At 68.2% G+C, this 23,483-nt stretch carries 17 protein-coding genes; 12 read left to right on the top strand and 5 right to left on the bottom strand.

What is annotated here, in order from left to right; genetic code table 11:
• Positions 1-44 precede the first annotated feature (44 nt).
• From ACP3TD_RS00370 to ACP3TD_RS00345, 6 genes are read left to right on the top strand one after another with little or no spacing between them, the layout of a single operon-like run.
• Positions 45-1,022 carry an ABC transporter permease gene (locus ACP3TD_RS00370; protein ID WP_426764793.1) on the top strand — a complete coding sequence of 326 codons (978 nt, stop codon included), beginning with the start codon at positions 45-47 and terminating at the stop codon, positions 1,020-1,022.
• An 11-nt stretch (positions 1,023-1,033) separates the two neighbouring features.
• Positions 1,034-1,984 (top strand): ABC transporter permease, encoded by a 951-nt coding sequence (locus ACP3TD_RS00365; RefSeq protein ID WP_426764792.1) that lies wholly within the window; start codon positions 1,034-1,036, stop codon positions 1,982-1,984.
• Positions 1,981-2,970 carry an ABC transporter ATP-binding protein gene (locus ACP3TD_RS00360; RefSeq protein WP_426764791.1) on the top strand — a complete coding sequence of 330 codons (990 nt, stop codon included), beginning with the start codon at positions 1,981-1,983 and terminating at the stop codon, positions 2,968-2,970. Before ACP3TD_RS00365 ends, ACP3TD_RS00360 begins: the two co-directional genes overlap by 4 nt.
• Positions 2,967-4,100, top strand: a complete 1,134-nt coding sequence (locus ACP3TD_RS00355; RefSeq protein WP_426764790.1) for an ABC transporter ATP-binding protein — start codon at positions 2,967-2,969, stop codon at positions 4,098-4,100. Before ACP3TD_RS00360 ends, ACP3TD_RS00355 begins: the two co-directional genes overlap by 4 nt.
• Positions 4,097-5,632 carry a glycoside hydrolase family 32 protein gene (locus tag ACP3TD_RS00350; RefSeq protein ID WP_426764789.1) on the top strand — a complete coding sequence of 512 codons (1,536 nt, stop codon included), beginning with the start codon at positions 4,097-4,099 and terminating at the stop codon, positions 5,630-5,632. Before ACP3TD_RS00355 ends, ACP3TD_RS00350 begins: the two co-directional genes overlap by 4 nt.
• Positions 5,633-5,668: 36 nt before the next feature.
• The gene (locus ACP3TD_RS00345) at positions 5,669-9,331 is read left to right on the top strand and encodes a GH32 C-terminal domain-containing protein (protein ID WP_426764788.1); all 3,663 of its coding nucleotides are present in this window, start codon (positions 5,669-5,671) and stop codon (positions 9,329-9,331) included.
• Between the two features lie 28 nt (positions 9,332-9,359).
• Here ACP3TD_RS00345 and ptsP read toward each other — a convergent pair whose 3' ends face one another.
• Positions 9,360-11,045, bottom strand: coding sequence for a phosphoenolpyruvate--protein phosphotransferase (ptsP, locus tag ACP3TD_RS00340; RefSeq protein WP_426764786.1), 1,686 nt, complete (start codon positions 11,043-11,045; stop codon positions 9,360-9,362).
• A 170-nt stretch (positions 11,046-11,215) separates the two neighbouring features.
• On the opposite strand from ptsP, the gene ACP3TD_RS00335 reads away from it, so the two are divergent.
• The 6 genes from ACP3TD_RS00335 to ACP3TD_RS00310 all read left to right on the top strand — a co-directional run bounded on the left by ACP3TD_RS00335 (position 11,216) and on the right by ACP3TD_RS00310 (position 17,731).
• Positions 11,216-11,944: a TetR/AcrR family transcriptional regulator gene (locus ACP3TD_RS00335; RefSeq protein WP_314212917.1), complete on the top strand. Its 729-nt coding sequence runs from the start codon at positions 11,216-11,218 to the stop codon at positions 11,942-11,944.
• Between the two features lie 98 nt (positions 11,945-12,042).
• A complete protein-coding gene (locus ACP3TD_RS00330) occupies positions 12,043-14,109 on the top strand; it encodes a PTS mannitol transporter subunit IICBA (RefSeq protein ID WP_426764784.1) in 2,067 nt (688 codons plus the stop codon).
• Positions 14,109-15,272 carry a mannitol-1-phosphate 5-dehydrogenase gene (locus ACP3TD_RS00325; RefSeq protein WP_426764783.1) on the top strand — a complete coding sequence of 388 codons (1,164 nt, stop codon included), beginning with the start codon at positions 14,109-14,111 and terminating at the stop codon, positions 15,270-15,272. Before ACP3TD_RS00330 ends, ACP3TD_RS00325 begins: the two co-directional genes overlap by 1 nt.
• A gap of 230 nt (positions 15,273-15,502) precedes the next feature.
• Positions 15,503-15,994, top strand: coding sequence for an N-acetyltransferase family protein (locus ACP3TD_RS00320; RefSeq protein WP_426767094.1), 492 nt, complete (start codon positions 15,503-15,505; stop codon positions 15,992-15,994).
• A gap of 48 nt (positions 15,995-16,042) precedes the next feature.
• The gene (locus ACP3TD_RS00315) at positions 16,043-16,477 is read left to right on the top strand and encodes a MarR family winged helix-turn-helix transcriptional regulator (RefSeq protein WP_426767093.1); all 435 of its coding nucleotides are present in this window, start codon (positions 16,043-16,045) and stop codon (positions 16,475-16,477) included.
• Positions 16,478-16,507: 30 nt separating this feature from the next.
• Positions 16,508-17,731 carry an MFS transporter gene (locus ACP3TD_RS00310; protein ID WP_426764782.1) on the top strand — a complete coding sequence of 408 codons (1,224 nt, stop codon included), beginning with the start codon at positions 16,508-16,510 and terminating at the stop codon, positions 17,729-17,731.
• Here the strand turns inward: ACP3TD_RS00310 and ACP3TD_RS00305 are convergent.
• From ACP3TD_RS00305 to ACP3TD_RS00290, 4 genes are all read right to left on the bottom strand, one after another.
• Positions 17,728-19,272 (bottom strand): DUF6297 family protein, encoded by a 1,545-nt coding sequence (locus ACP3TD_RS00305; protein ID WP_426764780.1) that lies wholly within the window; start codon positions 19,270-19,272, stop codon positions 17,728-17,730. The two genes, ACP3TD_RS00310 and ACP3TD_RS00305, sit on opposite strands and share 4 nt — an antisense overlap.
• A 4-nt stretch (positions 19,273-19,276) precedes the next feature.
• Positions 19,277-19,954, bottom strand: a complete 678-nt coding sequence (locus tag ACP3TD_RS00300) for an ABC transporter ATP-binding protein (protein ID WP_426767092.1) — start codon at positions 19,952-19,954, stop codon at positions 19,277-19,279.
• Between the two features lie 76 nt (positions 19,955-20,030).
• The gene (locus ACP3TD_RS00295) at positions 20,031-21,470 is read right to left on the bottom strand and encodes a sugar porter family MFS transporter (protein WP_426764779.1); all 1,440 of its coding nucleotides are present in this window, start codon (positions 21,468-21,470) and stop codon (positions 20,031-20,033) included.
• 285 nt (positions 21,471-21,755) lie between these two features.
• A complete protein-coding gene (locus tag ACP3TD_RS00290; protein WP_426764778.1) occupies positions 21,756-23,423 on the bottom strand; it encodes an MDR family MFS transporter in 1,668 nt (555 codons plus the stop codon).
• Between the last annotated feature and the right edge of the window lie 60 nt (positions 23,424-23,483).

Here is a 23,483-nt window from a genome sequence, read left to right as displayed (position 1 = left end):
GCCAGCCCCACACTCTTCCACCACTCCCGAATTGGAGGGAACCCGTGCGCTTCATCCTGCGCCGGCTGGGTTTCTACCTGGTCGCCTTCTGGGCATCCATCACCCTGAATTTCCTGCTCCCGCGCTTCATGCCGGGGGACCCCGTTTCCCGCATGTTCGCCCGCTCCCAGGACAGGATGCAGCCCGAACAGATCGAGGCGCTGCGCAGGCTCCTGGGTGTGGATGACCGGCCCCTGTGGGAGCAGTACGCCGGCTACCTGCAGAACATCTTCACCGGCCAGATGGGAGTCTCCATCTCGCGCTTCCCGGCGCCGGTCACGGAGGTCATTTCGTCCCAGATCGGCTGGACCCTCCTGCTGGGCGGAACCGCCCTGGTGATTGCCGCCGTCGTGGGTAACCTGCTGGGCATCCTGGCGGCGTGGCGGCGCGGCGGCGCGATCGATTCCGCGCTGCCTCCCTTGCTGGTGTTCATCGGATCATTCCCCTACTTCTGGCTGGCCATGGGCGCCCTGTACCTGTTCGGCGTGGTGCTGGGCTGGTTCCCCATCCGGCACGCGTTCACTGACGGGCTGGAGCCCGCGTTCACCTGGGAGTTCATCGGCGACGTCGGCGCACACCTGGTGCTCCCGGCGCTGACCATTGTGCTGGTGTCCATCGGCGGCTGGATGCTGGGCATGCGGAACACCATGATCGCCACCAACTCGGAGGACTACATCACCATGGCCGAGGCCAAGGGCCTGCGCCCGGGCCGCATCATGCTCCGTTACGCGGCCCGCAACGCCATGCTGCCGTCCGTGACCAGCTTCGGCATGGGACTGGGCTTCGTGGTGGGAGGGGCGCTGCTGACCGAAGTGGTGTTCGCCTACCCCGGTGTGGGCTACCAGCTCCTCAACGCCGTCCAGGGCCTGGACTACCCGCTCATGCAGGGCCTGTTCCTGACCATCACCGCCGCCGTGCTGCTGGCGAACTTCCTGGTGGACATCCTGTACGTCCGCCTCGACCCGCGCGTGCGCAGCAACTAGGAGGACCCACCATGGCAACCGCAATCCTGCAGCAGCCCGCGAAGGCTGCCGCCAAACCCAAACCCAACCGGAGCTTCCTTCACGGGCTGGCCACCAACAAGAAAGCCCTCGTGGGCATGGCCGTGATGGCCGTCTTCATCGGGCTGGCGCTGCTGGCTCCCGTGCTGTTCCCCGGCGATCCCTCCCGGATCACCGCCATGGCGTCCCTGGAACCGGACGCCGAGCACTGGCTGGGCACCACGGCCAAAGGCCAGGACGTGCTGGCGCTGACCGTGCACGGCGCCCGGAGTTCGCTGCTGGTGGGCCTCACCGTCGGCTTCGCCTCCACACTGATCGGCATCATCGTAGGCTTGGCCTCGGCGTACTTCGGCAGGTTCATCGATGAGGCGCTGTCCCTGGTAACCAACGTCTTCCTCCTCCTTCCCGGGCTGCCGCTCCTGGTCATCCTCGCCGCGTTCCTTCCGCCGGGGCTGGGAACCGTCATCCTGGTGCTCGTGGTTACCGGCTGGGCCGGCTCCGCCCGTGTCCTGCGCTCGCAGGCCCTCTCCATCCGGTCCAAGGACTTCGTGGCCGCGGCGGTGGTGTCCGGCGAACGGGCGGGCCGGATCATGTTCCGGGAAATCCTGCCCAACATGGCCTCGATCGTGATGGGCACGCTGCTGGCCTGCGTGATCTACGGGATCGGCGCCCAGGCGGGCCTGGAGTTCCTGGGCCTGGGCGATGTCAGCACCGTCTCGTGGGGCAACAACCTCTTCTGGGCCGGCAACGAGGGCGCGCTTCTCACCGGAAGCTGGTGGGTCTTTGTGCCGTCGGGCGTGTGCATTGCCCTGGTGGCCTTCGCGCTGGCCCTCATCAACTACGCCGTGGACGAGGTCACCAACCCCCGCCTGCGGAAAATCAAGACCCCCCGGCCCACCACGGCCGACACCCCGGCACCCATCGAAAGGAGCGCCGCGAAATGACCGTCTCCCAGACCTCCTTCGGGTCCCACGAACCTGTCCTGGACGTGCAGGACCTCACCGTGAAGTACATCGGCGATACCCGCTCCACCACCGCCGTCGACCGTGTTTCCTTCAGCATCGGCACCGGCGAGGTCTTCGGCCTTGCAGGGGAGTCCGGCTGCGGCAAGTCCACCATCGCCAACTCGATCATGCGCCTGCTCAAGGACCCCGCGAAGATCGCCGGCGGCAGCATCTCCTTCGGCGGCAGGGATGTCCTGGCCATGAGCCCGGAGGAACTGCGGCGCTTCCGCTGGCAGGACGTGGCCATGGTGTTCCAGTCGGCCATGAACTCGCTCAACCCGGTGCTGACCATCGGCGAGCAGATTGTGGACATCTTCACCACCCACGCCGGGCTGTCCCGCAGGGAATCGCTGCGGCGGGCGGGGGAGCTGCTGGAGCTGGTCCGGATCGACCCCGCACGGCTGAAGTCCTACCCGCACCAGCTCTCCGGCGGGATGCGGCAACGCGCCGTCATCGCCATGGCCGTGGCGCTTAAGCCTTCCCTCCTGATCCTGGATGAGCCCACCACCGCCCTGGACGTGGTGGTGCAGCAGGAGATCATGGCCCAGATCAAGGAACTCCAGCGCGAGCTCGGCTTCTCCGTCCTGTTCATCACGCACGACATGTCCCTCATGGTGGAACTGTCCCACCGGATGGCAGTGATGTACGGCGGGCGCATCGTGGAAACCGCCAGGGCCCACGACGTCTACGCCGATCCCCGGCACCCCTATACGCAGGCGCTGATGGGCGCGTTTCCGCCGCTCACCGGTCCGCGGGTTCCGCTTTCGGGATTGCCCGACGGCGTGAAGTTCCGGAACATTCCGGATCTCGCCGAGGTGGCGCCCGGCCACCTCGTGGCGCCGTTCGGTGCCGACGACCTGTCCATCGCCCACGGATCCCACGCCACCGGGGACGCGGCCCATGCGCTGCAAGGAGCCATCCGATGAGCCATTCAACACTTTCCACCACCACCGGTTCGGGCCCCACCAGCTCAGGCCCTGCCCGGGTGGACACCCCTGCCCTCGAGGTCCGCGGCCTGGGCAAATCGTTCCCCATCGGCGGACTGTTCTCGAGGGACTCGGTGCGGGCCCTCCACGGTGTGGACCTGGCCATCGGCCGCGGCGAAATCGTTGCGCTGGTGGGCGAATCCGGTTCCGGCAAGAGCACCCTGGCCCGCTGTGTTGCCCGGCTCGAACGGCCCAGCGAAGGCTCCATCCTGCTGGATGGCACCGACGTCCTCAAACGGGACCGCTTCCAGGCCTCGCGGGCGTTCCGCTCCCAGCTGCAGATGGTGTTCCAGGACCCCTTCGGGTCGCTGAACCCGGCACACAGGATCGGCCATTTCCTGCGGCGTTCCCTGGCGATCCACGGGAAGGGCGGACGTTCGGAAACAGAAACCCAGGCCCGTCTCGAACAGCTCATGGACACCGTGGGTCTGCAGGCGGACATGCTGGATTCCTACCCGCATGAGCTCTCCGGCGGCCAGCGCCAGCGCGTCGCCATCGCCCGGGCGCTCGCCGTGGAACCGCAGGTCATCCTTGCCGACGAACCAACCTCCATGCTGGACGTCTCCGTCCGGATCGGCGTGCTCAACCTGATGCGCAGGCTCCGCGACGAGCAGGGCATCTCGATGCTCTACATCACCCACGACCTCGCCTCGGCCCGCTACCTCGCGGACCGCACGGCCGTGATGTTCGCCGGCGAACTCGTGGAGGAGGGCGAGTCCCTGGACCTGCTGGCCAATCCGGCCCACCCCTACACGCGGCTCCTGGTCTCCGCCGTTCCGGATCCGGCCCGCGCCGGTTCCTACGATCCCGTCCGGCGGGCCGAACTGCGGCAGGCCGTCATGGCCTCCACAAGCTGCGCGTTCGACGGCGACCCGGACCAGCCCTGCTCCGCCGAGCACCCCGTCCGGCACCAGGTGGGCGAGCCGGGCAACCGGCACTGGGTCCGCTGCCACCTCTACCGTCCTCGTGCCGGCGCCGGCGGCCACGCCCTCGCTGCGGACCCGGCAGCTGCCCAACCCGCACCAGCCGGCCCGCCGGCGTCGGCCCATCCCCGGAAGGCTTCGGCATGACTGAACTGACCCACCCGTTGGCCACCGTCCCGCGCGGCGAGCTGGTGGCCCGCGCCGAGGCCGATCCGCTGCGGCCCCGCTTCCATTTCGTCTCCCCCGCCGGCTGGCTCAACGATCCCAACGGCGTGGCCCAGTGGGACGGCATTTACCACCTTTTCTACCAGTACAACCCTGAGGGTGCCTTCCACCACCGCATCCAGTGGGGCCACGCCACCAGTACGGACCTCGTCAACTGGACGGACCGGCCGGTGGCCCTGGAACCCTCGGCAGGTCCGGACGCCGACGGGTGCTGGTCCGGCGTGTTGGTCAACGACGGCGGCACGCCCACCCTGGTCTACTCGGGCCGCCTCGGGGAGCGTGAACTTCCCTGCGTCGCCGTGGGCTCCCCGGACCTGTCCACCTGGACCAAAGCCCCGGAGAACCCCGTCATCGCAGCCCCGCCGGCCGGCGTCGACATCACCGCCTACCGTGACCACTGCGTGTGGCGCGAAGGCAACAGGTGGCGGCAGCTGGTGGGCTCGGGCGTGCGCGGCCGCGGCGGAACGGCGTTCCTGTACGAGTCGCCCGACCTGCGCTCCTGGGACTACGTGGGTCCGCTCTTCATTGGCGACGCCTCGCAGGGGGATCCCGGAGCTACGGACTGGACCGGCACCATGTGGGAATGCGTGGACCTGTTCCGCGCCGGCACCGGGTCCCTGGGTACCGAACCCGCGGACGGCTCGCCTGACGTGTTGGTCTTCTCCGCATGGAACGACGGCGACACGCGCCACCCGCTGTACTGGACCGGCCGGTACTCCGGGGACACCTTCGAACCGGCCGCGCTGCACCGCCTGGACTACGGCGGCCGGTACTTCTACGCGCCGCAGTCCTTCCTGGACGACGCCGGCCGGCGCATCATGTTCGGCTGGCTGCAGGAAGGCCGCACGGACGCCGCGATGGTGGAAGCCGGCTGGTCCGGCGTAATGAGCCTGCCGCGGGTCACCAGCCTGGCGGAGGACGGGACGCTGCGGTTCGCGCCGGTCCCCGAACTGGAAAAGCTTCGAGGCAATCACGTGAGCCTGCCGGGACGGGAGCTGGCGGCACCGGTGGATACCGGCGTCCGCGGCAACCAGCTGGATCTCGAACTGGACATCCACCTGGCGCCGGGTGCCATGCTGCGGCTGGGCGTGCTGGGATCAGGCGACGGCGTGGAGGACACCGTCATCGAAGTGTCCCGTCCTGCACGCACCGCCGGTGGCGCCGAAGGCACCCTCCGCCTCGACCGCACCCGCAGTTCCCTGGATTTGTCCGTGGATGTGGAGGACAGGTCCGGGCCCCTCCCGATGGCTGGCGGGCACGTGCACCTGCGCGTCCTGGTGGACCGGTCCGCCGTCGAGGTCTTCGCCAACGGCAAGCCGCTCACTGCCCGGGTGTACCCCACCCGCGGCGGCGGCCACGTCACCCTCTCCACGGCGGGAGCCGTGCACCTGAACGCCTTCGATGCCTGGACTATGGCGGACATCCGGGGAGGTGGCCGCACCCTCTTCCCGTAGCCCCAACCCAACCTTCCGAGATCAAAGGCGATCTGCATGCACAAGAGACTAGCCGCGGGCCTCACGGCAGCGGTCCTTGGTGCCGGCCTCGCGGGAACGGGGGCCGCTGCTCCGGCGGCGGCCCTCGGCACCGCACCCGTCACCCTCAACAGCACCACCAGCCCCATCCCGGACGTCGCCGGTACCAGCGGCACCTGGACCCGGACTGCCCAGGGCGGGTACACCGCCGTCGCGCTCCCAGGCCAGAACGCGGCTGCCACCAGCGAACAGGTCATTGCGGGAACTGCCCGCTACACGGCCAGCGTGACGGTCGATTCCGGAAGCCCCTACGGTGTGGGTGCCCTGGTGTTCCGGGCAACCCCGGACGCCGGCGCCGGCTACGCAGCCACCATCGATCCCAACCTGGACCGGGTGCGGCTGTTTGACCTCGCCACCGGCCAGGACGTGGTGGCCCCGGTGGCCCTCGCGTTGAACACGGGACAGCCCTACAACGTGGACGTCCACGTGGACGGGCCACGAATCTACGTCGCTGTGGACGGCGCCCCGCGGATCGACGCCACGGACTACCGGTATGAGTCCGGCCGCGTGGGGCTCCATGTGTTCAACGGAACCGTTGCCTTTGGAACCCCCGGGGTCCGGACCGTCGACGCGAATGTCTCCGGCTGGACTGCCGGCGGCGGCTGGTCCGCAACGGCCACCGGATTCCGCGGCACCGCCCCGGCAAACGCCAACATCCGCGCCATCGCCACCGGACAGTCACCCGCCGATGTCGACTTCTCCACCGACGTCCAGGTGGCGTCCCCTTACGGCGTGGGAACGGTCCTCTTCCGGACCAATGCCGCAGGGACCACCGGGTACGCCGCCGAAGTGGACCCCAACGCGGGCAGGCTGCGCCTCTACCGGGTCTCGGACAACGCCACGCTCGGCACCTTTCCCGCAGCCATCACGGTCAACCAGGTCTACCGCCTCCGGGTCACCGCCCTTGGCAGCGCGCTGGCGGTCTACTGGCAAACGGACTTCCTGGACCCCAACGGTGCCACGCCTGCCATGACGGCCACGGACTCCACGGCCGCCGCGGGCCACGTGGGCCTGGGGTCCTACAACGGCGCCGCGGTGTTCCAAAGCATGACCCTCCGCGGTCTGGAGAGTTCCCTCCAGGGCTGGCGCACGGTGTCCGGCTCCTGGGAACCCGACGCCGCCGGTCTCCGTGCCGCACCGGCCGGCGGCACCGCGGCGAGGTTCATCCCGGCGGTGGCGTCCGACGTCGTTGCCGCCCTGGACCTGACCGCCGCCTCCCCGGCAACAGCCTCGGTGGTGGTCCGCAGCGGTGCAGACGGTTCCGGCGGCCTCGAACTGCGGATCGATCCGGGCGCCGGCACGGCAAAGCTGTTCAACCGGGCAGGGTCAACGCTCCTGCACAGCGGCACCCTGCCCGCCACCAGCTTCAAGGCCGGGCAGCTCAACCGTGTCCAGTTCACGGCCCGGGGAACGGAAGCATCCGTCCTGATCAACGGCACCTCCGTCCTGAACGGTGCAGTTCCTGCCGCATCCGGATCCGGGTTTGCCCTCCTTGCCACCGGCACCGCCTGGTTCCAGAATGTCCGCGCGGATCCCGTGGACCAGTACATGAACGGGCTCTACCAGCCGGGCTACCACTACACGCAGAACTCCGGAAACAGCTCCGACCCCAACGGCCTGGTGTTCTTCGACGGCGAGTACCACCTCTTCCACCAGGACCGCGGCCGCTGGGCGCACGCGGTCAGTACGGACCTGCTGCACTGGAAGCAACTGCCCATCGCCCTGCCGCACATGGCCGCGGGGGAGTCATGGTCCGGCTCGGCGGTGGTGGATGCCACCGACGCCAGCGGTCTCTTTGACGGGGGTTCCGGGCTGATCGCGTACTACACGAGCTTCAACCATGACGCCCCGAACGGAAACCAGTCGGTCCGCGCCGCGTACAGCAAGGACAAGGGCCGCAGCTGGCAGACCGTCCAGGCCGCGCCGGTGGTGGAGAACCCGGGCGGCCCTGACGGCGGCTGGGACTTCCGCGACCCCAAAGTCACCCGCGATGAAGCGACCGGTAAATGGATCATGGTGGTGGCGGGCGGGGACCACCTCCGCTTCTATTCCTCCACAGACCTGCTCCACTGGACCTTCTCTAGCACCTTCGGCTACGGCAGCTGGGTCCGCGGCGGGGTGTGGGAATGCCCGGACTTCTTTGAACTGCCCGTGGAGGGGCAGCCCGGCACCAAGCGCTGGGTGCTGTGGTGGAGCACCGGGGCCGTCCGGGCAACCAACGGCTCGGCGGCGCAGTACGTGACAGGAACGTGGAACGGAACAACCTTCACCCCCGACACACCCGCCTCCACGGTGCTGCAGGCGGACCATGGTCGCGACTACTACGCGGCCATGAGCTTCTACGGCACCCCGGATGGCCGGCGGATCATGATCGGCTGGATGAGCAACTGGGATTACGCCTTCAGCCCGCCCACGGGCCGGTGGAACGGGCAGTTGTCAGTACCCCGCGAGGTCAGGCTGGTGGACGTGCCCGGCGCGGGACTCCGGCTGGCGCAGGCCCCGGTGGCGGAGGCGGTATCGCTGCGGACCTCCACGTGGCAGGCCTCGGACGTGGCGGTCCCGCCAACCTCCGGCAACCCGCTGGCCGCTGCCTCCGGGCGCTCTTTCGAGCTGGAAGCCGAGGTGGGGATCCCGTCGTCGGGCGGCGCCACCTCCTTCGCGTTCGGGGTCCGTAAAGGAAGCGGCTCCACCGGCGCGCAGCAGACACTGGTGACCTACGACGCCGGTGCTGCCGCCCTCACGGTGGACCGCGGCGCCGCCGGGCGCAGGGACTTCACCCGCTACTTCGCAGGTTCGGCCGCGGACAATGCCACGGCCCCGTGGAGTTCCACCGTGGTGGGCACGGAGCGTCGCGTGAATGTCCGGATCCTGGTGGACGCGTCCTCAGTAGAGGTCTTCGGCGGTGACGGCACGGCTGCCATCACCTCGTTGGTCTTTCCGGACCCGTCTTCCACAGGGCTGTCCTTCACGGCTGCCGGAGGCACCGCCCGGCTGGTGTCCGTCAAAGTACACCAGCTCGGCGACACCGCACGCCTCACCGGTGCTCCGCCGTCGGCCGTCCTTCGGCCAGGTGCAGGCAGCGCCCGGCACAACCTGGGCGCCTACGCGGTGGTTCCGGGCGGACGCTGGGAGGGCACGGGCGCAGGCCTGGCCGGCACGTTTGACAAGGACTCCACCGCCATGGGCCCAGCCACCTACGGCAACGTCCGGGTGCAGGCCACCGTGAGGTTCGGCGGCGAGCCCTTCACGGGTGAGCTCCTGAACCGGGACCTGGCGCCCGAAAAGGGGTATGGCGGTGCCGGCTCGGTGCTGCTGCGGTCCTCGGCCGACGGTTCCACCGCCTACTACGTGAACCTGGACCCGAACCTGCGCCTGGTGCGGGTGTTCAAGTTGTCCGGCGGCGTGTTCACCGTCCTGGCCAGTGTTCCCTCGAACCTGGGCCACGGAGTCAGCTACGCCCTGGACGCCGCCGTCAGCGGCAGCCGGATCACGGTGGCAGTGGACGGGACGCAACTGATCGACGCGGCAGACACCGCGCCCCTGCCCGCCGGGCGGGTGGGCGTCAACGTGTTCGACGGCAGGGCCGCGTACCAGGATGTGCTGGTGACGGCCCTGCCGTAGGGCAGGTTCGCCGGGCTGGCGGGGCTGGTTACAGGCCCAGTTCCGCCAGGACGGGCAGCTTCTCCCGCACCCGGTCGCGGGCCTCGGAGGCGCTCGGGGCAGAGAGCGCCAGCTTCGCCAGTTCCTGGGCTTCCTGGAGGGTCACGGTCTTCAGGACCGCGGCGACGGCGGCGAGGGAGCGGGCGGTCATGGACAGCGTGTTCACGCCCAGGCCGGTCAGGACGACGGCGAGGGCGGGGTCCGCCGCCGCCTCGCCGCAGACGCCCACGGGCTTGCTGTTGCCTTCGGCCCGTGAACCCTCCACCGTCAGGCCCACCAGGCGCAGGACGGCCGGCTGCCACGGGGTGTTCAGGTTCGCCAGGGGACCGAGCTGGCGGTCCGCCGCCATGGCGTACTGGGTGAGGTCGTTGGTGCCCAGGCTGGCAAAGCCCACCTCGCGGAGGATGGCCTCGGCGGTCAGGGCAGCCGAGGGCACCTCCACCATCACGCCGGGGGTCTGCAGGCCGGCGTCCGCGCACATCGAGGCGAAGCGGGCGGCCTCTTCGGCAGTGGAAATCATCGGTGCCATCACCCACACGTCCGCCTCGGACGCGTTGGCGGCCAGGGCGATGGCCTCCAGCTGCCGGTCCAGCACCCCCGGGGTGGTGAAGTCGGTGCGGTAGCCGCGGACGCCGAGGGCGGGGTTGGGCTCCGTGGAGTCAGTCAGGAACGGCAGCGGCTTGTCGGCGCCCGCGTCCAGCGTGCGCAGCACCACCTTCTTGCCGGGGAAAGCATCGAAGACGCTCTTGTACGCTGCAGCCTGTTCTTCCACGGAGGGCTCGGTGTCGCGCTCCAGGAAGCAGAACTCGGTGCGGAACAGCCCAACGCCCTGGGCGCCCAGCTTCGCGGCGGCCACCGCGTCCTTGCCGCCGCCCACGTTGGCGAGCAGCGGGACCTGGTGGCCGTCCGCCGTCGTGCCCGTGCCGGTGAACTCGGCCAGCAGCGACGCCGTTGCGGCCCAGCCTTCAGCGGCTTCGCGCAGGGACCCGTCCGGCTCGGACGTGACGGAGCCGGCGGCGCCATCCACGTAGACCTCGGTTCCGTCAGCGATGTGGTCCACCCCGACGGCAGCCACGACGGCGGGAAGGCCGAGCGAGCGGGCAATGATGGCGGTGTGCGACTGCGGGCCGCCGCCGGACGTCACCAGGGCGAGGACCTTGTTCGGGTCCAGCGTGGCGGTATCGGCAGGGGCGAGGTCGTCTGCCACCAGGACGAAGGGAGTCTCGGACGCGGGGATGCCGGGCGCTGCCACGCCCCGGAGCTCGGCCACGATGCGGGCCCGCACGTCCAGGACGTCGGTGGCGCGCTCAGCCATGTAGCCGCCCAGGTTGTGGAGCATCTCAGAAACGGAGGATCCCGATTCCCAGATGGCCCGCTCGGCGGATGTGCCCCGCGCCACCAGCTTGGCGGCGCCCTTAATCAGCATGGTGTCCTTGGCCATCAGCGCCGTCGCCTCCAGGACGGCCTTGCCGTCGCCGCTGGCATGAGCCGCGCGGGCCTTCAGTTCGTCATGCACGGCCTGCGATGCGGCCTTCAGTGCTGCGGTGGCTTCCTCGGCGGTGGTGCCTGGCGCCAGCTGGTCACCGGCAGGAGGCTCGCTGATCGGTTTGGGCATCTGCCGCACGGTGCCGATGACGCGGCCTGGACTGACGCCTACTCCTGGGAAGTTCTGCACTGAAGGTCCTCATTCTCTGCCGGTAGCCAGGCCCGCCAAGCAGTCCCGGCGCCATGCCGGAACACCTCCGCACCGCCGCAACGCGTCACGTCAGGAGATGGAAACGAGCCTGAAAAAATTGTATGTGATTCAGTTCATATAGCAACGCTATAGGTGCTAGGGTAGCGGTTATGAGTTTGGATGGCCAGCTTCCCCCCAAAATGCGGCTGCTCCGTGCAGCGGCGGAGCTGCTGGCAAAATCCGCGGGAGCGCCGGTCTCCACCCGCCAGATCACGCAGCTGGCAGGGGTATCTGCACCCACCCTGTACCACCACTTCGGCGACAAGGAAGGCCTTTTCGACGCCGTGGTGGCTGCAGGGTTTGAGGAATATGTCGCAGGCGAAAGGGATTTCGCCCCCTCCGGGCAGCCTCTCGAGGACATCCGGAGAATGTGGGACAACCACGTTCAGTTCGGCCTTAACCAGCCCGAGCTCTATCTGGTGATGTTCGGCAACATCCGTCCGGAAAGCCGCCCCGCCATCGTTGCCGATGCCGAGGCACTGATGGAGGAGATGCTGAACAAGGCCGCGGTGGCGGGCCAGCTCAACGTCCAGCCCCGGGAAGCGGCCAGGTCCATCCTGGCAGCCAACGTGGGCGTGACGCTGATGCTGATTGCGGAGCCCGCCCCGGACCGGAACCTTGAACTGTCCACCATGACCCGGGATGCCATGATCTTTGCGGTATCCGCCGAGCCCGCCAGTGGTGCGGCCCCGGGCAACGCCGGAAAGTCCTCGGTGGTGGTGGCAGCGATTGCCCTGAACGCCGCACTTCAGGCCTCGCACTCAGACCAGCTCTCGAGCTCAGAGCTCAAGCTCTTCCTCGAGTGGCTGCACCGGATCTCCACCACTCCCGCCGGATAGGCCGGCACCAACCCGCCCCACCCGGTTCCACCAGCAGTACGTCGTCGTCAGTATCGGACCATCCTGCGGAGCAGCAGGACGAACGGTTAGGAAATCACATGGCAACAGAAACAGTTGCAAAGCCCCGTACCAGCGCTCGGGTACACGTCCAGAAATTCGGGACGTTCCTGTCCGGAATGATCATGCCCAACATCGGCGCCTTCATCGCCTGGGGCATCATCACGGCCCTCTTCATCGAAAAGGGCTGGCTGCCGGTTCCCCAGCTTGGCGGCTTCGGTGAAACCGACGGGAAACCGAACATCGGCCTCGTGGGGCCGATGATCACCTACCTGCTGCCGTTGCTGATCGGTTACACCGGCGGCAAGATGGTCTACGACGTCCGCGGCGGCGTGGTGGGTGCCATCGGCACCATGGGCGTGATTGTTGGCGCCGGCATCCCGATGTTCATCGGCGCCATGATCATGGGCCCCCTGGGGGGCTGGACCATGAAGAAGATCGATTCGCTCTGGGACGGAAAAATCCGCCCGGGCTTTGAGATGCTGGTCAACAATTTCTCCGCGGGTATTTGGGGCGCCCTGCTTGCCATGCTGGGCTTCTACGCGGTCGCTCCGGTGGTTTCAGCGTTCAGCGCCGGTGCCGGAAATGTGGTGCAGTTCCTGGTCAACAATGGCCTGCTGCCGCTCACCAGCATCTTCATTGAGCCCGCCAAGATCCTCTTCCTGAACAACGCCATCAACCACGGGGTGCTCACCCCGCTGGGCGTCCAGCAGTCACTGGAGCAGGGCAAGTCAATCCTCTTCCTGCTCGAGGCCAACCCCGGCCCGGGCCTGGGCATCCTGCTGGCGTACATGTTCTTCGGCAAGGGTGCGGCGAAGGCCTCCGCCCCGGGCGCGGCAATCATCCACTTCCTCGGCGGCATCCACGAGATCTACTTCCCGTACGTCCTGATGCGCCCGCTGCTGGTCCTGGCCGCCATCGCCGGCGGCATGACCGGCATCGCCACCCTGGCGGTCACCGGTGCCGGCCTGGTGGCACCGGCAGCTCCGGGTTCCATCTTCGCCGTACTCGCCCAGACCTCCCGTGACAGCTACCTAGGGGTGATCCTCGCGGTCCTGCTTGCCACGGCCGCGTCCTTCCTGGTGGCCTCGGTGATCATGAAGACCACCAAGCACAGCGACGAAGGCGACCTCAACGCCGCAACCTCACGCATGGAGGAGATGAAGGGCAAGAAGAGCTCTGTCTCCTCCCACCTGACCGGAGCGGGCGCCGGCGTGGGCACCGCCGTCCTGGCCGGTCCCATCCGGAACATCGTGTTCGCGTGCGACGCCGGAATGGGCTCCAGCGCCATGGGCGCGTCAGTGCTCCGCAACAAGATCAAGGCCGCCGGTTTCCCGGATGTCAAGGTCACCAACTCGGCAATCGCCAACCTCAGTGACACGTACGACGTTGTGGTCACGCACCAGGACCTCACCGAGCGTGCCAAGCCCGCTACATCCAGCGCAGCGCACTTCTCGGTGGACAACTTCATGAACAGCCCACGCTACGACGAGATCGTTGACCTGGTCAGGGAGAGCAACACCGACGGCGGAACGTCCGACGCCGGCGCCACGGCCGAACCCGGTGCCGGAACCTCCGCTGCTGCCACTGGAGCAGGCGCAGCAGGAGTTGGCGCCGCGGCTGGCGCAGCCGCAGGCCAGGGTGCGCACGCCGCAGACGCCCCGGCCGCGGGACAGGCGGAGATCCTGGCCCGCGAAAGCGTCATCCTTACCGGCACGGCCACCACCCGCGACGCCGCCATCGACGAAGCCGGCAGGCTCCTGCTGGCCCGCGGCGCCGTGGACCAGGGCTACATCGACGCCATGCACGAGCGCGAGGAATCCGTGTCCACCTACATGGGCAGCTTCCTGGCCATCCCGCACGGCACCAACGCCGCAAAGGACCACATCCGCAAGTCGGCAGTCTCGGTGATCCGCTACCCGCAGGGCATCGACTGGAACGGCAAGGAGGTCAAGTTCGTGGTGGGCGTCGCCGGCGTCAACAACGAACACCTGCACATCCTGTCCTCCATCGCCAAGGTCTTTACCAACAAGGAGCAGGTGGCCCGCCTCGAGGCGGCCAGCTCCGTGGATGAAGTCCTGGAGCTCTTCGGGAAGGTCAACGCATAGTGAAGGCTGTACATTTTGGTGCCGGCAACATCGGCCGCGGCTTCGTCGGGCTGCTCCTGCACAACGCAGGCTACGAGGTGGTCTTCGCCGACGTCGCCGACGCGTTGATCGCCCAGCTGGCGGCCGCGGACAGCTACGCCGTCCATGAAGTGGGGGAGAACCCCGCCGTGCAGACTGTTGACAACTTCCGCGCCCTGAATTCGAACACCCAGGAAGCGGAACTCATCACGGAAATCGCGACGGCGGACATCGTCACCACGGCGGTGGGGCCGCACATCCTGAAGTTCGTGGCACCGGTGATCGCGCGGGGCATTGCCGCACGCGGGGCCGGGATGGCGCCGTTGCAGGTCATGGCCTGCGAGAACGCCATCAACGCCACGGACATCCTGGCCCGGGAGGTGGCCTCCCGTCCGGAGGCCGCAGGCGGGGCGCTGGACGGCCAGGCGGTGTTCGCCAACACCGCCGTGGACCGGATCGTGCCCAACCAGGAGGCCGGGCAGGGCCTGGACGTCACCGTGGAATCCTTCTACGAGTGGGTCATCGACCGGACGGCCTTCGCCGGATCGGAGCCGGAGATCCCCGGTGCCACCTTCGTGGATGAGCTCGCGCCCTACATCGAGCGCAAGCTGTTCACGGTGAATACCGGCCACGCCTCGGCCGCCTACTTCGGGTTCGAGGCGGGACTGGAGAAGATCTCCGACGCCATGGCGGACCAGGACGTGGCGGAAGACGTGCGGGCAGTGCTGGAGGAAACCAAGGAGCTCCTGGTGTCCAAGCACGGGTTCAGCAACGAGGCGCAGGAAGCCTACGTGCAGAAGATCCTGGTCCGGTTCACCAACCCGCACCTGCCGGACACCGTGAACCGGGTGGGGCGCGCCCCGCTGCGCAAGCTCAGCCGGCACGAGCGGTTCATCGGTCCCGCGGCCGAGCTGGCCGAACGCGGCGTTGTGCCGGAGGCTCTGCTTGGAGCCATCTCAGCGGCGCTGCGGTTTACTGATCCCGCCGACTCCGAGGCCACCGAACTGGCCGGCATCCTCGCGTCGGGCAGTGCGGCGGACGCAACCGCCAGGATCACCGGCCTGGACCCGGACCACCCGCTCTTCAGCGCGGTGTCCACCCTTGTGGAGGAGCGGCAGGCAGAGGTGGCCGCCACCTCCGCCTGATGTCCGCAGGCGACCGCGCGCTGCCTTCCGCACCATCCGACGTATGACTGCGACGACGTAATACACAAGGGCGACGCCGGCACTGAACCCCCAGTGCCGGCGTCGTTCTATATGCTCTGTCCGGCATATATAGCACCGACGCGCGCTTACTTCCGGTGGCTATTCCTGCAACGCGCGCTCACCCGTGCAAGGCTGGGCAGGTGAGTGAAACCGCTTGTGCCCCGGAACCTTTGCTGACCGCCGACGTCGAGCGCGGGACTTTCCGCCTCCGCCACGCCACGCGGGCGGACCTGCCCGCCGTCGTGCAGCTCCTCGCTGACGACGCCCTGGGCGCGGGCCGCGAGGCGGGCCAGGATATGGCGCCCTACGAACGCGCCTTTGACGCGATCGACGGCGACCCCCGCCACATGCTCCTTGTGGGCGAGTTGGTGCCGCCCGGGGAAGCCGCTGGGCCGGTGGTTGCCACGTTCCAGTTGAGCTTCCTCCCCGGCATCTCGCGGCAGGGGTCGTGGCGCTCGCAGATCGAGGGCGTGCGGGTGGCTAGCACTCTCCGGGGGCAGGGCATCGGCAACCTGATGATCCAATGGGCCATCGGCGAGTCCAGGCGCCAGGGCTCTTCGCTGGTGCAGCTGACCACGCACAAGACACGGACGGCTGCCCAGCGCTTCTACCAGCGGCTCGGGTTTGAAGGCTCGCACGAGGGCATGAAGCTCACGCTCTGACCACATTTCTTTGACTGTTAGGTACCCTAAATGTTAGGCTACCTAATGATGAACGAGGACAAGCTCCAGGAACTCGCCGCAGGCTTCCGCGAAGCCCTGCGCCACAGCGTCTACCTGGTCCGCCGCCTCGACGCGGACGGAGACCTCAGTGCCGCCCAGCTCAGCACCCTGAAGATGCTGCTGGACGACGGCGTCCGGGTAGGTGAGATCGCCCGCAACCTCGGCGTCAGGGTACCCAGCGCCACCGAGCAGATCATCAAGCTCGAACGCGCCGGGCTGGCCCGCCGCGAACCCGACCCCGCCGACTCCCGCGCCGTCCGCGTCATCCTGACCGCCGAAGGCCGCGCCGCCGTCGAGTCCGCAAACCAGCGGCGCAACGCCGTCATGGCCGAACTCCTCGGCGAGCTCACCGTGCAGGACCGTGAAGCGCTGGCCGCGGCGCTGCCCGTCATCGACAAAATCAACGCGTCCCTCCAGAACTGACGCACCGCACCCCCTTTAGGAGCACCCTCCATGAACCGCCAAGCAGACACCCTGCCGGCACCCGGGAACACCCTGCAGGCCGAAAAGGCCTCCTTCCTTAAACAGCCAAAAGCTGTGTGGGCCACCGCCCTGGCCGCGGTCTTCGCATTCATGGGCATCGGCCTGGTGGACCCCATCCTCCCCGCGATCGCCACCAACCTGGACGCCAGCCCCAGCGAGGTCTCGCTGCTGTTCACCAGCTACTTCCTGGTTACCGCCCTGGCGATGCTGATCACCGGCTTCGTCTCGTCCCGGATCGGCGGCAAGAAAACCCTGCTGATCGGGCTGGCCATCATCGTGGTGTTCTCTTCGCTCTCCGGCCTGTCCGGCAGCGTGGATGAGCTGGTGGGCTTCCGCGCCGGCTGGGGCCTGGGCAACGCCCTCTTCGTCGCCACCGCCCTCGCTGTCATCGTGGGTGTGGCCAGCGGTGGCGCCGGAATCGCCATCATCCTCTACGAGGCCGCACTGGGCCTGGGCATCTCCCTCGGCCCGCTCCTGGGCGCCCTGCTGGGCGGCTGGCAGTGGCGCGCCCCGTTCTTCGGCACGGCTGTCCTGATGGCCGCCGCATTCATCGCCCTGCTGGCGCTGCTTCCCAAGACGCCGCTGCCCGGGCGCAAGGTCCGCCTCCGCGACCCGCTGCTGGCGCTGGGCCACAAGGGATTGCGCACGACGGCGGCGAGCGGCTTGTTCTACAACTACGGCTTCTTCACCATCCTGGCTTTCACCCCCTTCATCCTGGGCATGGACGCGTACGGAATCGGCGCCGTTTTCTTCGGCTGGGGCGTGGCGGTTGCCGTGTTCTCCGTGTTCGTCGCACCGGTCCTGCAGCGCCGCTTCGGTGCCGTCAAGGTGCTGACCGGCACCCTGTTCGTCCTGCTGCTGGACCTGGCCGGGCTGGGACTGGCGGCCGGGCACTCGGTGCCTGCCGTCGTCGTACTGGTCATTGTGGCGGGCGCCCTGCTGGGCATCAACAACACCGTCTACACCGAACTGGCCATGGGCGTCTCCGATTCCCCGCGGCCGGTGGCTTCCTCCGGCTACAACTTCGTCCGCTGGATGGGTGGCGCACTGGCTCCGTTCCTGGCCGCGCAACTGGGTGAGCACTTCGGTCCCCAGGTGCCGTTCTACGCCGGTGCCGTGGCCATGGGAATTGCCATCCTGGTGGCGTTCAGCGGCCGCAAGTACCTCACCGCGCACGAACCGCACCTGGTCTAGGAGCGGCTACTGCCTCCGGACGCAGGGTTGGTGCCGGAAAGCAGGACCACCAGCACCGCAGCCAGGCTCACCGCGGCCTGCACCATGACAAGCACCGGAAGGGCCTGCCCCACGAAGAGGGCGATCCCTGCCGGAAGCATAGACAGGACGGTGACGTCGAGTCCCCGCAGCAGCGAGGACAACTGGGCCCGGGGAACCGGGCCCATTGGCGTATCCACCGGCGGCAGCGTCCAGTCCGCGGGCGGCCGGGTAGCTCCGCGGAGGCAGCCGGCGCCCATGCCGATGCCAGCCAGTGCGCCTATTGCAGGCAACAGCGGCCCGCCTGCCCCCAGCAGGGCCAGTGCGCCCGTGAGCAGTGTCATCCAGGCGGCCAGGGCCAGTGCGGGCATCAACAGCCGGCTCGCCCGGACGGCGGCACGGGGGAGCGGCAGCAGGGCGTCCAGCTCGGGCAACAACGCTGTCCGCCGTGCCACGGTGCCCATCCCGCTGGCCACTCCACAACCAGCCACCAGCAGGAAGATCAGCTGCAGCCAGGCGGGAAGCCCGGCATCGGCCACCACCACGGCCAGGCACGCCGCCAGCCACAGCAGCGGCACAGCCAGGAGGGGCTGCAGGCGAAGGAACGCCGTGACGTCCGCCCTGACGAGGCCGGCAAACGGACCCGGCGTCATGCGGGCATAGAAACGCCGGGCCCGGGAACCGGCTGCGGGACGCGGCGTCCCCGCTATCGAGCGGAGCAGCTCGTTGGTGTCCAGGAAGAACACCGCCGACGCTGCGTGCCCGGACACGTTGCCGCCGCGGACCAGTTCCGTGGCGGTGACCTGGCCCGCGCGGCGCAGGAGCGGAACAAGGACCACGACGCCGGCCAGCACCGCGGCGGCCAGTGGCCACCCGGCGGCGGCCATCCCCGGCAGCAGCGCAAGCGGGGCGAGGGCCAGCAGTGCGGCGGCCCGGCCAGGACGCGGAGCCACCAGGCCGAGCTGGAGCAGGCCCGCAATCCCCAGGACCGCCACGCTCGCGGCCCCGAACGTCGCCGCGGCCAGCGCATGGTCCGCGACGTCCACCGCCAGGTCCGTGACGATGCTGAACGGGACATAGCCGAGAATGGCGCCGAGGCCTACAGAGACCATGCGGCGCCGGAAGGTGGGCAACACCATGGGGCGGCGGTCAAGGGGCAGCGGCAGCCACCACGCACCCTGCGCGCCCGTGACCGCGATGGGACCCAGCCGCCTTGCCACCGTCAGGATGGCCGCCAATCCGCCGTAGGTCAGCAGGGTCCACAGGAGCGGGGCCGGCAGCACCAGCGGGCTCCCCGCCACCAGGCTTGCCGCCATGGCGTTGTCCCGGATCATCTCATCGCGCAGCCCGCCCACGAAGGAAACGGCAATGGCAGCGGCGCAGCACAGGGCCACCAGGGAGGTATAGATATCCGCGAAGGCATCTCCAACGGATGTCTGGGTGCGGTTGTACGCCCGGGAGTGCCGCCTGGTGAAAGTCACCAACTCGCCGGCAAGGGCGGTGCCGGCAGGGGCTCCTGCCACGGGATCAGAGGCCAGCAATGAAGCCTGCCCCTTCCTCGGCGGACACCAGTTCCACATCGTCCTTGATGACCAGTGCAGAGGTTGCCGTGCGGACCAGCAGCCGCGGGTCGTGTGTCACCAGCAGCACGGCGCCACCGCCGTCCGCGTAGGTGGCGATCCGGCCTGCCAAGGCGTCCCGCATGCCGGGGTCCAGGCGCTGCTCCGGCTCGTCCAGGATCAGCAGGGCCGATGGCCGGATGAATCCTGCGGCCAACAGCAGGCGGCGCCGCTGCCCCGAAGACAAGGCATCCGGTATGGCGTCCGCGCGCGTGGACAGGCCAAAGAACTCCAGCTCTGCAGCCACCCGCTCCCCGGGATCCGCCAGCGAGTGGCCGCGGGCCACCAGGAGCAGGTGCTCGGTGACGCTGAGCGACGGAAAGAAGAGGTCGTCGTCGAACACGGCGGCAACTTCACGGCGGAAATGGACGGAATCCGGGTCCACGGGCAGTCCGAGGATCCGGGCGTCGCCGCTGATGGCGGGCTGCCGGCCGGCGATGGTTTGAACCACCGTGGATTTCCCGGCCCCGTTGACGCCCACCACGCCCAGCACCTGGCCGGCGCGCACTTCAGCCGTCACTTCGCCGCAGACGGGCGCGCCGCCATACCCCACTACCAGCTGTCCGGCCTCGAGGACCGCCCCCAGATCAGTCACCCGTCCAATCTAGCGGGTGGTTCCCTGGCGGAGTTCAGCCGGACCTGCGTTCACTCTGAACCGGCGGTCAGCCCTTCGCCGACCCCTTCGCCACGAACAGGGTCTCGGCCTGCTCGAGGGACATGCCGTTGGTCTCCGGCACCTTGAACATCACGAAGAAGAAGGAAGCCGCGGCGAACAGCGCGTACATGGCGTAGGTCAGCGGCAGGGACACGGCGGACATCACCGGGAAGCTGAGGGTGATGGCGAAGTTGGCCACCCATTGTGCCGCCGCTGCGAGTCCCAGGGCGCGGGCACGGATGCGGGACGGGAAAATCTCGCCAAGCAGAACCCACACCAGTGGGCCCCAGGAAGCGCCGAAGCTGACCACGAACACGTTGGCCGCAACCAGGGCCACTGGCCCCCAGGCGCCAGGGAGGGTGATGTCTTCGCCGGATCCGGTTGCTGAGGAGAAGGCCAACGCCATGGCGCCCAGGGATACGGCCATGCCCACGGAGCCAACCAGCAGGATGGGGCGGCGGCCAATCCGGTCCACCAGGGCGATGGCCACCAGGGTGACCAGGATGTTGGTGACGGATGTGGCCACCGAGATGGCCAGGGAATCCTCTTCCCGGAAACCGACGGCCTTCCACAGGGTGGTGGAGTAGTAGAAGATCACGTTGATGCCCACGAACTGCTGCAGCATGGAGAGGATGATGCCCACCCACACCACCGCCTGCAGGCCGAAGGTCTTGCCGCGCAGCGAGCCCTTCTGCCCGGCGATCTTGTCTTCCTCGATGGCGTCCCGGATTTCCCGGATGTGGCGCTCGGTGTCATCGGCCGGGGCGATGCTGTCGAAGATCTTGCGTGCTTCTTCTTCCTTGCCCTGGAACACCAGGAACCGCGGCGACTCCGGGAGCGTGAAGGCAATCCAGCCGTAAACCAGGGCGGGAACGGCGGCGGCCAGGAACATCCAGCGCCACGCCTCGATGCCCAGCCAGAACGACTGGTCCGCGCCGCCGGCGCTGGTGGCCAGGAGGGCGTCCGACAGCAGGGCCGCGAAAATGCCTGTGGTGATGGCCAGCTGCTGCAGGGAGGCGAGCCGCCCGCGGACCTGCCGCGGCGAGATCTCGGAGATATAGGCGGGGGCAATCACGGAGGCCAGGCCAATGCCGAGCCCGCCCACCAGCCGCCAGAAGATGAGGTCCCACACGCTGAACGCGAAGCCGGTGCCGATGGCGCTGACCAGGAAGAGCAGCGCGCCGATCTTCATGGCGGGGATGCGGCCGTATTTGTCGGCCACCTTTCCAGCCAGGTAGGCGCCGGCTGCGCAGCCCAGCAGCGCAACGGCGACGGCGAACCCGGTCACCGCTTCGGAGAGCGCGAACTCGCCCTTCATGGCGTCCACGGCACCGTTCACCACGGACGAGTCGAAGCCGAAGAGGAATCCGCCCACCGCTCCCGCAAGGGCCAGCCAGATCACCCGCTGCGGTATGCGGGTCTTGGTCTGCTCCTGTGCAGTGGGCATGGTTCTCCCTGGGTTTGGGGTGTGGTGGAGTTCGCGCGGACGTCGTCGGCTGCGTACCGGCTAAATGGCCAGTGTACTTACGGTAGTGTTCCATGCCACGGCGAACCGTTCCAGTTAAAGCAGGCCCGCGCCGGCTCCCCTCCCGCGGCGGAAGCGAACGACGACGGTGCGCGCCGCCGTCGTACACCTCCCCCGGGCGCGCAGCACTTAGGGGAGAAACGCCGGAACCCTCCCGCACGATGTGCGAAAGGGTTCCGGGTAATGCCGCCACAAGTGAGCGCGCGTTTAGTGGGCGGGGACCTGCAGGGTGTCGTTGTCCTGCGGGGGAGTGGCGTTGGGGTCCGTCAGCTTCTTCTTCGGCAGCGCGAGGCTGATGAGGAACGCGATTCCGGTCAGCACCGCAGCGGTCAGCATCACGGCGTCGATCGAGCCGGCGAAGCCTTCGGTGATGGGCCGGGTCAGGGTGCTGTTGGCGGTGTGCAGCCAGCTGGTGTCGTTGAGCGAATCGTTGGATGCGCCGTTCTTGAAGAAGTCGTACAGCTTGGCGTTGGCCGGGTCCGCCGCCACCGCCGGGTCCTTCAGGACGGCAAGGTATGCGGCATCGGTGGTGGCTGCCTTCATGCCGTCGGCGATCTTGTCGGCGGCCAGGCTGAACAGCATGGAGATGAAAACAGCGGTTCCCACGGCGCCGCCCATGGAACGGAAGAAGGCGGCCGAGGACGTTCCCACACCCATGTCGCGCGGCGGGACGGAGGTCTGCATGGCCAGGGTGAGCGGCTGCATGCAGAAGCCCAGTCCCACGCCGAAGAACACTGCGATCAATCCGGGAACCCACAGGGCCGTGTCCACACGAAGCGACAACCCCATGACCAGTGCTGCGGCCGTGAGGATTGCTGTGCCCATGATGGGGAAGATCCGGAAGGTGCCGGAGGCCGAGATGGTCCGCCCGGCGGTGATGGACCCGAACAGGATGCCCACGGTGAAGGTGATCATCATCAGTCCGGCCTCGGTGGGAGTCAGGCCTTTCACGAGCTGGAGGTACATGGGAAGCATGGCAATGGCGCCGAACATTCCGATGCCGATGATGAAGTTCAGCAGCGAGGACAACCCGAAGGTGATGTTGCTGAAGAGCCGCAGCGGGATCAGGGCATAGTCCCCGGCGCGTTTCTCGGCCAGCAGGAACCAGGCGATGCCCACCACGCCCAGGCCGTAGCAGAGGAAGGAGCTGGTGGACGCCCAGCCCCAGGAACGGCCCTGCTCAGCCACCAGGAGCAGCGGGACGATGGCCACGGTGATGGCTGCGGCACCCCAGTAGTCGATCTTCTGCTTCAGGTGCTTGGCCGGCAGGTGCAGGAACAGGAACACCACTACCAGGGCGGCGAGGCCGATGGGCACGTTGATGAAGAACACCCAGCGCCAGCCGTCAAAGCCCAGGATGTTGGAGGTTCCGGCGAAGGCACCGCCCACCACGGGCCCCAGCACCGAGGAGATGCCGAACACGGACATGAAGTAGCCCTGGTACTTGGCCCTGTCCTTGAGCGAGACAATGTCGCCGATGATGGTCAGCGCCAGGGCCAGCAGGCCGCCGGCGCCGAGGCCCTGGACACCGCGGGCCAGGGCAAGTTCCGTCATGGAATGGACGGAACCGGCATAGACCGAGCCCGCCAGGAAGATCACGATGGCGCTCAGGTACAGGGGCCGGCGGCCGAAGATATCGCTCAGCTTGCCGTACAGCGGGGTGCTGACAGTGGACGTAATCAGGTACGCCGTGGTGGCCCACGCCTGGAGCGAGAGGCCGTCCAGGTCGTTGGCGATGGTGTAGATGGACGTGGACACGATGGTCTGGTCCAGCGAGGCCAGGAACATGCCCAGCATCAGGCCCACCATCACGGTGACGATCTGGCGCTGCGTCAGGGTATCTCCGGCGCCGGGCGCGGCAGTGGCTTTGGACATAGGTGCTCCAGGGGAAGAAAAGGGAAGTAAGCATTTGATAGTTGCTTTCAGTAACTATCT

This window comes from Pseudarthrobacter sp. 1G09 (genome assembly GCF_050038305.1).
Classification (GTDB): domain Bacteria; phylum Actinomycetota; class Actinomycetes; order Actinomycetales; family Micrococcaceae; genus Arthrobacter; species Arthrobacter equi.
The sequence above is the reverse complement of the archived record's forward strand: the minus strand, read 5'-3'. Positions and strand labels throughout refer to the sequence as shown.

Bases quoted from the DNA above. Each gene is read 5' to 3' on its own strand.
- ACP3TD_RS00365 (WP_426764792.1), top strand. From the start codon at position 1,034: ATGGCAACCGCAATCCTGCAGCAGCCCGCGAAGGCTGCCGCCAAACCC.
- ACP3TD_RS00360 (WP_426764791.1), top strand. From the start codon at position 1,981: ATGACCGTCTCCCAGACCTCCTTCGGGTCCCACGAACCTGTCCTGGAC.
- ACP3TD_RS00355 (WP_426764790.1), top strand. From the start codon at position 2,967: ATGAGCCATTCAACACTTTCCACCACCACCGGTTCGGGCCCCACCAGC.
- ACP3TD_RS00350 (WP_426764789.1), top strand. From the start codon at position 4,097: ATGACTGAACTGACCCACCCGTTGGCCACCGTCCCGCGCGGCGAGCTG.
- ACP3TD_RS00345 (WP_426764788.1), top strand. From the start codon at position 5,669: ATGCACAAGAGACTAGCCGCGGGCCTCACGGCAGCGGTCCTTGGTGCC.
- ACP3TD_RS00335 (WP_314212917.1), top strand. From the start codon at position 11,216: ATGAGTTTGGATGGCCAGCTTCCCCCCAAAATGCGGCTGCTCCGTGCA.
- ACP3TD_RS00330 (WP_426764784.1), top strand. From the start codon at position 12,043: ATGGCAACAGAAACAGTTGCAAAGCCCCGTACCAGCGCTCGGGTACAC.
- ACP3TD_RS00315 (WP_426767093.1), top strand. From the start codon at position 16,043: ATGAACGAGGACAAGCTCCAGGAACTCGCCGCAGGCTTCCGCGAAGCC.
- ACP3TD_RS00310 (WP_426764782.1), top strand. From the start codon at position 16,508: ATGAACCGCCAAGCAGACACCCTGCCGGCACCCGGGAACACCCTGCAG.
- ACP3TD_RS00295 (WP_426764779.1), bottom strand. From the start codon at position 21,470: ATGCCCACTGCACAGGAGCAGACCAAGACCCGCATACCGCAGCGGGTG.
- ACP3TD_RS00290 (WP_426764778.1), bottom strand. From the start codon at position 23,423: ATGTCCAAAGCCACTGCCGCGCCCGGCGCCGGAGATACCCTGACGCAG.